This window comes from 'Chrysanthemum coronarium' phytoplasma (assembly GCF_000744065.1).
GTDB lineage: Bacteria > Bacillota_I > Bacilli_A > Acholeplasmatales > Acholeplasmataceae > Phytoplasma > Phytoplasma asteris.
The window spans coordinates 1-10,878 of record NZ_BBIY01000039.1 but is presented as its reverse complement, the minus strand read 5'-3'; the positions used below and the strand labels follow the sequence as shown (position 1 = coordinate 10,878).

12 protein-coding genes and 4 pseudogenes are annotated in these 10,878 nt (G+C 26.4%); 15 read left to right on the top strand and 1 reads right to left on the bottom strand.

Features of this window, described 5'->3' with window-relative positions; all coding sequences use genetic code 11:
- Nucleotides 1-176: 176 nt before the first annotated feature.
- The 15 genes and pseudogenes from OYV_RS02530 to OYV_RS05035 form a co-directional block, all read left to right on the top strand.
- Nucleotides 177-887, top strand: a pseudogene (locus tag OYV_RS02530) (AAA family ATPase); the annotation flags it as partial.
- Nucleotides 884-1,171 carry a hypothetical protein gene (locus OYV_RS02525; RefSeq protein ID WP_042068127.1) on the top strand — a complete coding sequence of 96 codons (288 nt, stop codon included), beginning with the start codon at nt 884-886 and terminating at the stop codon, nt 1,169-1,171. The pseudogene OYV_RS02530 and the gene OYV_RS02525, both read left to right, overlap by 4 nt.
- Nucleotides 1,172-1,173: 2 nt before the next feature.
- Nucleotides 1,174-2,787 carry a DNA double-strand break repair protein Rad50 gene (locus tag OYV_RS02520; RefSeq protein ID WP_042068126.1) on the top strand — a complete coding sequence of 538 codons (1,614 nt, stop codon included), beginning with the start codon at nt 1,174-1,176 and terminating at the stop codon, nt 2,785-2,787.
- A 116-nt stretch (nt 2,788-2,903) separates the two neighbouring features.
- The gene (locus OYV_RS04630; protein WP_042068124.1) at nt 2,904-3,701 is read left to right on the top strand and encodes a hypothetical protein; all 798 of its coding nucleotides are present in this window, start codon (nt 2,904-2,906) and stop codon (nt 3,699-3,701) included.
- A gap of 81 nt (nt 3,702-3,782) precedes the next feature.
- A complete protein-coding gene (locus OYV_RS02510) occupies nt 3,783-4,073 on the top strand; it encodes a hypothetical protein (RefSeq protein ID WP_236620267.1) in 291 nt (96 codons plus the stop codon).
- Between the two features lie 35 nt (nt 4,074-4,108).
- Complete coding sequence (locus OYV_RS02505; RefSeq protein WP_042068123.1) at nt 4,109-4,594, top strand: SVM family protein; 486 nt, start codon at nt 4,109-4,111, stop codon at nt 4,592-4,594.
- 157 nt (nt 4,595-4,751) lie between these two features.
- Nucleotides 4,752-5,126, top strand: a complete 375-nt coding sequence (locus OYV_RS02500) for an SVM family protein (RefSeq protein ID WP_042068121.1) — start codon at nt 4,752-4,754, stop codon at nt 5,124-5,126.
- An 84-nt stretch (nt 5,127-5,210) separates the two neighbouring features.
- On the top strand, nt 5,211-5,585 hold the full coding sequence (locus OYV_RS02495) for an SVM family protein (RefSeq protein WP_081931927.1): 375 nt from the start codon (nt 5,211-5,213) through the stop codon (nt 5,583-5,585).
- Nucleotides 5,578-5,880 carry an SVM family protein gene (locus OYV_RS02490; RefSeq protein WP_042068120.1) on the top strand — a complete coding sequence of 101 codons (303 nt, stop codon included), beginning with the start codon at nt 5,578-5,580 and terminating at the stop codon, nt 5,878-5,880. Before OYV_RS02495 ends, OYV_RS02490 begins: the two co-directional genes overlap by 8 nt.
- Nucleotides 5,881-5,992: 112 nt before the next feature.
- A complete protein-coding gene (locus OYV_RS02485; RefSeq protein ID WP_042068119.1) occupies nt 5,993-6,346 on the top strand; it encodes an SVM family protein in 354 nt (117 codons plus the stop codon).
- Between the two features lie 696 nt (nt 6,347-7,042).
- Complete coding sequence (locus OYV_RS05595; protein WP_320408567.1) at nt 7,043-7,837, top strand: hypothetical protein; 795 nt, start codon at nt 7,043-7,045, stop codon at nt 7,835-7,837.
- A gap of 77 nt (nt 7,838-7,914) precedes the next feature.
- Nucleotides 7,915-8,121 carry a hypothetical protein gene (locus tag OYV_RS02475; protein WP_042068116.1) on the top strand — a complete coding sequence of 69 codons (207 nt, stop codon included), beginning with the start codon at nt 7,915-7,917 and terminating at the stop codon, nt 8,119-8,121.
- A 225-nt stretch (nt 8,122-8,346) separates the two neighbouring features.
- Nucleotides 8,347-8,977: pseudogene (locus OYV_RS02465) on the top strand (YqaJ viral recombinase family protein).
- A 73-nt stretch (nt 8,978-9,050) separates the two neighbouring features.
- Nucleotides 9,051-9,467: pseudogene (gene tmk, locus OYV_RS02460) on the top strand (dTMP kinase).
- Nucleotides 9,468-9,668: 201 nt separating this feature from the next.
- A complete protein-coding gene (locus OYV_RS05035; RefSeq protein WP_172642357.1) occupies nt 9,669-9,818 on the top strand; it encodes a hypothetical protein in 150 nt (49 codons plus the stop codon).
- A 330-nt stretch (nt 9,819-10,148) separates the two neighbouring features.
- On the opposite strand, the pseudogene OYV_RS02450 reads toward OYV_RS05035, so the two are convergent.
- A pseudogene (locus tag OYV_RS02450) lies at nt 10,149-10,730 on the bottom strand (replicative DNA helicase); the annotation flags it as partial.
- Between the last annotated feature and the right edge of the window lie 148 nt (nt 10,731-10,878).

Genomic DNA, 10,878 nt, shown 5'->3' with positions numbered 1-10,878 from the left:
AAATATGTACTCATATTTTCAGCTTGATTGCGATGAACTGTTCCACTTTTTTATACAACTTTTTATTTTAAAATGACTCTTTAAGACTAAAAATTAATAGATAATTTCCTATCTTTTCAAACTAAAGAAATATTTTTTTCGTTTAAAAAAGTGTCTAAACTTTTGGAACACCTCACTTAGCTAAAGAAACTAATTTACCTTTCTTTGAAGTAAGCAGTTCAATCTTTTCCCAAAAATATAAAGGAATTGCACCTCAAATAGTAAAAGATTTATTTATGACAGCCCGTGAAGAAGCTCAAAAAGGAAAAGGAGCTATTATCTTCTTAGATGAATGTGAAACCATCTTTACTGATTTAAGCGGGTTAGAAGCTGGTTCAGAAATCACCAATGTGGTAAACCAATTCAAAACCGAAATGACATCATTTGAAAATGACCCTGTACATCCTATCTTTATTATTGGCGCTACAAACCACATCGACCAAATCGATGAAGCTATCAAATCAAGATTTACTTACAATATCGAAGTCAAACCAGGTAATAAAGAAGAAAGAAAAGCCTTTTTAGAATTCTTAATCAACAAACGTAAAAACCCTTACAGCGAAGAAGCCAAACAATATTTATATGAAGTAATTAACGAATCTTTAGAGAAATTGACACATGACCAATCATTCAAAAAAGCCAATCGTACTTTAGAAAACTTGTTAAAGCAAGCAGTCATTATCTTCGCTAAAAACCGAGGCCAAGATGAAAACAAAAGAAATGAAATCAATCAAGAAGACTTAAAACAAACTTACAAAATGATAATCTCACAAGATGACACCATTTTAAACACTATCGAACAAGAAATTAAAGAAAAAAATCTACTAAAAGGAGAAATAAAACAATGAATTTAACACTGAAGAAATTTTTAATATTAACATCAACATTAATATTAACAATGATTGTTTCGAGATGTATCAGCAAACCTTTTTTTGAAAAATCATTAATTATAGAAATAAATCAATCAAATAAAGAAACGGAACAAAAAATTGATGGAATTCAAGATAATTTAGACAAAATAAAAAACGAAACGCAAGAAAGATTTGATAAAATTAATAAAAATTTAGATAAATTAATTGATGAATTAGAAAAAAATGAACGAGAAAATAAAAATAAAGGAGGAGGTAAATAATTATGTTATCGCCATTAGACTTAATTAAAGTCTATTTTTCTTTTAAATCTTATTTCACTTGGTTTTTAATGGCTTCCGCCATCTTTGGCATCGTCCTTTTCTTTAAAAGCAAACTTTCCACCAACCAAACAACATACAAAAACCATACATGGAAAGGCTATTTAAATTATTTTTTAATTATTATTGGTATTTTAAGTTTCATTTACTTATGTTTCTTTCATAAACCAAAAGAACCATCTAGTAAATACGCAGGCCAATTAGCCCAAGAAATTGATAAAGCGATTGATAAGTACGATGAAGTCATCAACAATTACCAAGGAATAAAAGATAATTGGGAACAAGAATTAACCAAAGTGGAGGCCGAATTAAAAGAACTCCATAAAGCCCAAGAACTAACACAAGAACAAAAAGCTAAAATCAAAGAAGCCTTAGATAAAAACGAAGATAAAATTAAAGAAATAAAAAAACAAATTAAAAATACATCGGGTAATATCACTATTTTAAAAGGCCAACTTCAACAAAAAGAAGCCGAATTAAACAACAAAGACAAAGAAATAAAATATAAACAAGAAGAACTAAAAATAACAACTAACACCGACAATAAAAAACGTTTACAAGATGAAATCCAAAATTTACAAGGCCAAACAACAGAAATAGTTGAACAAATAATGAAAATTAAAAGAGAAATAGCGAATTTAGAAGCTACTCGAGAAAAATATGAAGCAAATTTATCGAACGCAATAAAACTAAGAGATTCCTTACAAAGTGATTATAATAAATTAACTTTAGGCGAACAAAAATTATTCAACCAAATAAAATCCATCGAACAAAGACGCACCGAAATCCAAAATAACATCAACGAAATAAAAGAAAAACAAGCCGCAATCGAAGTAAGAAAAAAAGGATTAGAAATAATGAGAAACGGAGCTGATGCAGCAAAAATTGCCGCCGATGATTGGGATAAAAAACATGAATTTAGTTTTGGTAATCTTCGCGATGCTATTTTCCAAGGTACCGAATTATATATGGATGCTTTTGGAGGGCGTGGTATGTTAAAAACAGTAGGTGGTGGAATAACTAAAAAAGCCGCTGGAAATATCGCGAAAGGTGGATTAATTATTAACGAATCTCACCGTGTAGTCAATTTAGCCAAAGATTTATTTCAAAATGAAGATGGAACACCTAAAATGATGAGCAAAGAAACATATGAAATTATTACTAAAAGAATAGAAAAAGATTTAGATGAAGCCAAAGCCGATTTCAAAGACTCCGAAAAAAAACTAGAAGAATATAAAATTTGCATGGAAGATAATAATTTAAAAAACAAAATGCAAGTAGATAAAAAACAATTAACTGAATTTAAAAAACAAGATGAATCAGTTATAAAAGAATATAATGATATTATCGAAAATTTAATTTATAATAAAAATTTATTTTCTGATGTCACAAACAAACACAAAACAAAAAACGAATTAGAAGAAAAATTAGAAGTCAAAAATGTAGAAATAGACGCAAGAAAAGAAGAATTAAAAAATAAATCACCAAACTACGCAAGAGCCCAAGAAAGAATAAAACAAAAAAGATATAATAAATTCTTACAACCTATTACTAATTAATTAATATATCAAACTTTTTTCTGCAACATTAATCAAATAAAAATGTATAATATTAGTAATTAATTTCTTTAAAAGATAATATCAATTACTACTATTATCGGAAAGGTTATCAAAAAATGAACTTTTTTAAAAAACATTGGATAACTATTTTAATTATTTTATTTTTTAGTATCGTTATTATTATAGGTTTGTTTAAAGGTATTAGTGAAACCAAACAAGAAAAAAAACAAATATCAAATTATCATGAAAAATTAAATAACGAACAAAAACCAAATCATCCACTAAGAACTAAACGAGAAATAGATACTCCAAAACCTAAAATTAAAATAACACAAGAAAAATATAATAAAATTAAATCTTATATTTTATCTGAAAATGAAGATGAAGTTTTATTACTAAGTGATATTTCTAAAGAAGAAAAAACCGTAATTGAAGAAGCAAGAGCTTCACACAAACAAACATTAGAATATAGAAAAGAAGATAAAACAGATATAGATGAAAAACAACAAGAATGTAATAATTTAATCACCCAAAGAGATTCAATAAAAAACCAAATCCCAGCATTAAAAGAACAACTAAAACAAAAAGAAACTGAATTAGCCAACAAAGAAAAAGAAATAAAAGATAAACAAGAAGAACTAAAAATAACGACTAACACCGACGATAAAAAACGTTTACAAGATGAAATCCAAAATTTACAAGGCCAAACAACAGAAATAGTTGAACAAATAATGAAAATTAAAAGAGAAATAGCGAATTTAGAAGCTACTCGAGAAAAATATGAAGCAAATTTATCGAACGCAATAAAACTAAAAGATTCCTTACAACGTGATTATGATAAATCCCAAAATCTTTATGGTGATCCATTAAAATCCCTCAACTCCCTCTACGAAATCAACCCAAATGAGGGGTAAAACAAAAGGAGATTTAATTAATGTTAAAACTAAAAAATCAATTTAAAATAATTAGTATTTATAGGTTTATTATTTATTAATGTGAATCAAGTAATAGCTTCACCTAAAAAAGAATCTAGTGATAAAAAAAGAGATATTTCGGAAATTAATAAATCAGAAGAAAAAAACAAAAAACAAAAAGAAGATATAAAAAGATTTTATACAATACATAAAGAATTTAAAGAATATTCAATTGAAAAAAATAATGAAATTATAAAAATTTTAGAAAACCCTGAATTAATGGAAATATTAAAACAAAAAGCCGAAGAGGAAACGAAAAATTTAAAAGAAGAAGGTTCTTCTTCAAAACAATCTGATGATTCTAAAAAATAATTTTATACGAATTAAGAATGGAGTTATATTTGAAAATGATTAAATTACAAAAAAAAATTCAAATAATTTATCTTTGTTTAATAACTTTTATAGGAATATTATTTATTTTGAATGATAATCAAGTTATGGCGATGAATAATTTAAATGATGAAAATACCATAAATAAGGAAATTAATAAACTTTATTTAGAAAGAAAAGAATTAACTAAACAAATTAAATATTTTGACATTTATCATTTAGATGATAATATAAAATTACAAAAACAATTACATAATTTAGATCAAACAATTAAAAATCTTTATCAAAGACTTTCTGATATAAAACTTTTAAAATATATAAACGAACAGATTTGGAATTATTCATATGAACGAAATCAAATAGCAAACACAATTTTAAGTCGTTCTTATCAAGACCCTACAATACAAGAACTTATTGCAAATCATCAAAAATTAGTGAAAAAAATTAATAATCTAAGTCAAAAATATATTAATTTACAATTTAAATTAAATGAATTTAATTAAATTTTTTGATAAAAGTGCTTCTCAAAGGACATTCAAAAATTAGAAAATGAAATAAGATGCAAATCAAAAAAAATCAAATCTTTAGATAAAACATTCCAAGATAATTTAAGAATTGAAACAAAACAATCAATGAAAAATAAAGGAGTTTTAATAAATAATGTTTAAATTAAAAAACCAATTTAACATAATTTATCTTTGTTTAATAAATTTCATAGGAATATTATTTATTTTGAATAATCCATTAATGGCGATGCATAATGGTAATGAAACGCCAAATAACGGTCATCATAACACTAATTTTGAAACTCAAGCGCGCATTTTACAAGAAATGAATCGCGAACAAGCTGTAATAGTCCAACAAATTTTTAATGCTAGAAAAAATAATGCTTCCGAAGAAATTATTAATAATCTTGTAAGACAAAATATACAATTAAGTCAACGTATTTCAACTCAACAGATTATTTTACATAATGCTATGCCTCACGAAAACAATCGCAATCAATTAAATAACTCTAATAACAGAAGACGTTGAATAATCAACATCAATTATTAAAATTTCAATTCCCTCTACTAAATCACCTTAACTGAGGGATAAAAAATAAAAGGAGCATTATTAATGTTTAAAATGAAAAATCATTTATTATTCTTAAATATATTTGTATTTTTTGGTTTAGGATTATTTTTAATTACTAGTAATAATTATATTATGGCGATGGGAAATAAAAATAGCAATAATAATGAAATTTCCAATGATGAAGAATATGCCTTATATGTACAAGCAGAATTTTCAATACAAAACGAATTAACAAACTTCAAATTCAATAATGAAAAAAAATCAGAACTTTTGTATAAACAAACTTATATTACAAAAGCAATTCAAAAATATAATAAAAGAAAAAATAATCATCATTTATCAACGCCATATGATAATCAACCAGAAAGTTCTAAAAAGAACGATTCTAAAAATAAAGGAGTGGTAATTAATGATTAAATTAAAAAATAAATTTCAAATAATAAGTGTTTTTTTATTTACTTTTATAGGTTTATTATTTATTTTTAATACTAAATGTTTGTATGCTTTACCTGGAATAACTTTAGAAACACAAAAAATCCGATTAGAAGAAAGAAAAAATGAACTAAAGTCACAAGAAATAGTACTATCTCGAGAACCAAGAAATAATGTAAATATTGAAAGATTATGTTATGTTAGAACGGAAATGGTTAAGATAGATATGGAAATATATATGATAATGCAACAGATTCAAATGCGAGACATCATACAATAACCCCCAAACACAAGAAACCCAAAACATTCCAAGGCCAATCGAATAATTCTAATAAAACATTAAATAATAATTAAATATATTAATTAAATATAAATAAAAGGAGATTTAATTAATGTTAAAATCAACAACTCAATGTAAAATAATTTATCTTTTTTTAATAATCTTTGTAGGATTGTTATTTATAATAAATAATCAACAATTAATGGCGATGAATAACGATAATAACAATAATGAAATAAGAAATGAAATAAGAGAAATTAATAATAGAATTTTGGAATTAGCTTTAGAAAAAAAACAATTATCCAACCGAATGAGTTTAAATCCAATAAGATCTTTTGCAAACTTAGAATTAAATATCAGAAACCGAGCGATATATTTAGAGCTAAACAATCTTTATAATAGATTAAGAATTATCGGACAACAACCCATCAACCCTAATCAACCAAATAACCCACTAAATCGATAACACCCAAACGATAAAATAAAATTAAATAATATTCACAAAAAAGACCTCTCCCAGGGTCTTTTTCTTTTACCCAAACACACAACAACTTACAAGGTCATTAAACCAAAAAACCAAAGGAGGCAAACAAACCATGACTAAAACCAAAACCCTAAAAAAGTTTTCTTAATCATTTCTTTATTAATCACTATTTTATTCATTAAACCTATTTTCGCCTATAACTATTTCCATAAACAAACCAAATCAACTATTAAACTAGTAGACTATCAAACCCTTCAAAAAGAATGGTTAAACACTCGACCCAAATTCAAAAGATACGATATCAATGTTATAGAAAAAGAAAATATCCCTAATATCTTAGAATATTTCAATATCCAAACTTCCGCCTATAATCTCGAAGAACCGTCATACAACCCTTATGGACGTAAATTTTTCTTCAACAAATTCAAAAACCCTCCTTCAGGTCTCTTAGGGGTTTATTTTAAACATCGCCCTAATCCTTTTAATATCCAATACCCCGATGATGAAGATTACGAATACACCTTAGAAGATCTCCTAAAATACGAAATCGCCATCGAAGAAGCCTTTATCTTCTGGGATGCCAAACAAAAATCTCAAGAAATCCAACCTCAAATAAATTTAGTATTTAGTGAAATCTTCACTGATCAAAACAAAGAAGAAGTCATAAATCATTATTTAATGGAAAATAACATCATCGAAGAACCAAAATTGATTAAATTAGGTTGTTATAACGCCACTCCTCATGCTGGTTTGGTCTTATCCTTACCATCAAAAACTTTCCATGAAATTGATATTGACACCATTTATTTTGATGATGGAATTCGTATCATAGAACCTCAACAAGGAAATATCCAAGATCTCTTAAAACTTTCCAATGGCGCTAAAAACATCTATCTTTTCATCTTCAACACTATAAAAAGAGCAATCCACATTAATCTCCCAGACTCTCTTAACCCCTATAAAGACATCCGAGATTGGAAAAGAGCCAACAATTTATATAATTATGAAGGAGAATATAACAGAGCATCTAAAAGCGGTAATAATCCTATAACTATTACCAAACCCACTTATAAAGAAATTAATATTTCATATGCTATTAATTTATTAGAAAATACTTTTGAAACTGAAGATAAAATATATCGGATTACTTGTCAAGATACAAAACCAAAAAGAGATATTTTAATGGACTACCAAAAAGATTATATTGCATGGTTAAACCAATGTTATATCAAATATGGCTGTACCTACCAAGGAGAAACAATTAGAAACAAATTAGGTCATTCATCTAGAACTCTTTATGATGAAAACGGTAATACCCATTATTATAAATATGAAGAAGGTTTGTTTTCTGATGATTGGTATATTGACGGAAACGATTGTTGTTCTAGTGGTGATCGTTGGCAAACAAGAACTTATTATCAATTTTTAGACACAACCCGACCACCTAAAAAACCAGATATCCTCGATTCTTAATTAAAATATCATCCAAAGAACCTTCACAAGGATCTTTTTTATTACCCAATACTTAAAAAAGAAAGGAACCATTAAATATGTTCATTAAAAAAATATTACCATCTTTATCCATTAACATCATTATCTCTATTTTATTAACACCTTTAATTTTTATTAATTATTTAATCAAATTCTATCTTTTTACTTATCAATTAAGCATCCAAAGGTTAAAGAAAGGCATCGTAGTTAGATTTTATCAATATATAACCACTATTAAAACTAATAATCATGTGGAATCGCATTAATACTTGGTTAACAAAGTTAAATAATGGGTTTGCTGCTATAAGTAATTGTTTTTTTAATAATCAAAACCAACGGCTTAATTTAGTTTTATTAACCATTATTTTATTATTTTTACCTCATCTCTTATGTTTAATTGATTTTCTTTTTAAATCTTTACAATATATAATTCAATTTATTTATTATTTAGGCCAATATATCATCTCATTATTTAAGAAAGGGAAATAAATATGCAAGTCAAATTATCTCAACGAACCAAAGAACGGTATAAACACCGAAAAAAATACATTAACGCTTCTGAAATCGGCAGTATCCACAGGCAACGATAAATTCCGTTCCTTAAATCAACTAGTCCATGACAAAATCTTTGGTACCACTTTCACAAGCAACAAATACACCGAACATGGAAATAAAACCGAACCAATCGCTCGTGCTTTCTTTGAAAAAACAACTCAATTAACTTATCCTGATACCATCTTTACGGATGACAAAGAAAAAATGTTTTCTGCCTCACTTGATGGTTATAATGCTAAAACCAACACTCTCTTAGAAATTAAATGTCCTTATGTGGATGAAAACAATAACATCTCCTCCACTTGGAATGGCTTCTTTTTCCACCAAGAATTCCCTATTAACTACTGGGCTCAAGTCCAATGTCAACTATATTGTAGTCAAGCCAAATTTGCTTATTTTTTAGTTTATTTTAATGATAATGATTATCATGTAGTTAGAATTTACTTAGATAATAATTTTATTACCAAAATGATTCAAGATAGCAAACAATATTTAGAACTTTTATCAAAAACTAAACAAGAATTATCACAAAAAACTTATTTAAAACGATTAAGTAAATTTAAATAATAATTAAAACCCTAAGACCTTCAAAACGAAGGTCTTTTTTTCATACCCAAAATCTAAATTCAAAGGAGAAAAAATGAAATTAATAGTTTTTGAAGGACTAGACGGCAGCGGTAAAACAACTTTAATTCAAAAAGTTAGAAAACAATTAGAAAAACAAGACCAAGAAGTAATTACTCTACAAGGGTTAGGAAGTTCCTCCATCGGCCAACCTCTTCGTGATATCTTTTTAACTAATGCCCAATTAAAACCATTAACTCGCTATTTATTGAGTTTTGCTAATATGCAATAAATCCAAGAAGAGGAAATAAAACCACATTTAGAAACTAATAAAATCATTTTAATAGATAGATGGTTAGGTTCTAACTTTGCCTATCAAGCTTATCCTCGCAACATTGATAAAAATTATCAGCTTTTTAATTTACTTAATAAACAATTTATTAAACCAGATATGACTCTGTTTATCTCAAAATCAAACCACAATGAGGTTTAGAACGCAAACAAAACCAAAAAGATCATAAATTAGACGTCATAGAAACTCATCCTTTATCATACTTTCACCAAGTAAACCAAGGATATGAATTATTCTTAGAAAGAAAAAACCTCGGCTACAAATTAATCTTAAAAGAGATGAATAACAAAACAACATTAACTAACCAAAATCAAATAATTAAACAAATAGGAGCACTATCAAATGGCGATCATAACTAATAAAACCTTCCAAAATGGCAACACTTACATCTATTTTTCTAATGGAAAAATCAAAACTATTCATAAAGATGGCACCATCACTTGGAAAACAAAAAGAATTTTTAAAACTAAAAAAAACAACAAAAGACCTTAATTTAAAGGTCTTTTTTTATTTAAAGAAAGGAATATCAAATGTTAAATAACCAAGATTTTATGAATATTAAACAATTTAATACTAATATCCAAACTGTGGACATCTTAAAAGGTTTTTTTAAAAAAACTACCTTTAATCTTTCTGTTGACAAATATATGAAAACCAATCACCAACAATTAAACCATTATTTTAACCAAAATAATATCCAATCTCAAAGTCAAAAAGTAATCTGTGGTAAAATCAATGAATACCTCATTTTATTATATTTTCAAAACAAAGGTATCGCTAATTTATGCCCTCAAGTAAATTTATTTTTTATCCCAGACATTAATATTCTTCTTGAATTTTTTGTTTGGCTTGTTGATCGAACTGGAAAAATTCAAGATGACAAGAAACCATTTGATTTAAAGTTAACAAAGTCTTATCGGAGGAATGAGGTATAAAAGACATAAATTTTCTTAATTTATCAAAGATTTCTTGATAGTATAGATTCTTATGATAAGGATCTTTGTTTTCAAAAGAAGGACTAATGATTTTTAAGAGTTGTTGGAACAGTTTTTCTTGGGTATAAGTGTGTTTTAAGTTATCTAAGAAATTAAGGTTATTTTCTTTACTCAAATCATCACTTAAAAAAGATAATGATTCTTTCGTAAAATGATCTTGGGGAAAATGAGTTTGGAGATAGGTGAGTAATTCTTCGATTATCTCATTTTGAGATTTGATTTTATCAAAAGGATGAGTATTTGTCTGGTTTAAAGTTAAATATTTTAAAGCCTGAAAGATTTTTTTATGTTTTTGATCTAAAAAAAATTGGGGATCAATCAGGTCAAAATAAAAATTTAATTGGTCAGCTTTATTTTGGTTCATATAGGAAATGATTTGTTTTAACGCTTTTTGTTCGTTAGTTAACATTTTATATTAACTCCTTTTTTCTTTTTTAATCATGTTAATATCACTAAAAGGGAGAAATTGATTATTAAGTAATGTTTGTAAAAAGATATTCGCTTGTGGCGAAAAACAATCAATGACTTGATTAATTCCTGGGATTTTCCCTTGAATA

What these genes read in the sequence shown, in the direction of transcription:
- OYV_RS02525 (WP_042068127.1), top strand. Translation starts at nt 884, where the DNA reads ATGAATTTAACACTGAAGAAATTTTTAATATTAACATCAACATTAATA.
- OYV_RS02505 (WP_042068123.1), top strand. Translation starts at nt 4,109, where the DNA reads ATGATTAAATTACAAAAAAAAATTCAAATAATTTATCTTTGTTTAATA.
- OYV_RS02500 (WP_042068121.1), top strand. Translation starts at nt 4,752, where the DNA reads ATGTTTAAATTAAAAAACCAATTTAACATAATTTATCTTTGTTTAATA.
- OYV_RS02485 (WP_042068119.1), top strand. Translation starts at nt 5,993, where the DNA reads ATGTTAAAATCAACAACTCAATGTAAAATAATTTATCTTTTTTTAATA.
- OYV_RS02475 (WP_042068116.1), top strand. Translation starts at nt 7,915, where the DNA reads ATGTTCATTAAAAAAATATTACCATCTTTATCCATTAACATCATTATC.
- OYV_RS05595 (WP_320408567.1), top strand. Translation starts at nt 7,043, where the DNA reads ATGGAAAATAACATCATCGAAGAACCAAAATTGATTAAATTAGGTTGT.
- OYV_RS02495 (WP_081931927.1), top strand. Translation starts at nt 5,211, where the DNA reads ATGTTTAAAATGAAAAATCATTTATTATTCTTAAATATATTTGTATTT.
- OYV_RS02490 (WP_042068120.1), top strand. Translation starts at nt 5,578, where the DNA reads ATGATTAAATTAAAAAATAAATTTCAAATAATAAGTGTTTTTTTATTT.
- OYV_RS04630 (WP_042068124.1), top strand. Translation starts at nt 2,904, where the DNA reads ATGAACTTTTTTAAAAAACATTGGATAACTATTTTAATTATTTTATTT.
- OYV_RS05035 (WP_172642357.1), top strand. Translation starts at nt 9,669, where the DNA reads ATGGCGATCATAACTAATAAAACCTTCCAAAATGGCAACACTTACATC.
- OYV_RS02520 (WP_042068126.1), top strand. Translation starts at nt 1,174, where the DNA reads ATGTTATCGCCATTAGACTTAATTAAAGTCTATTTTTCTTTTAAATCT.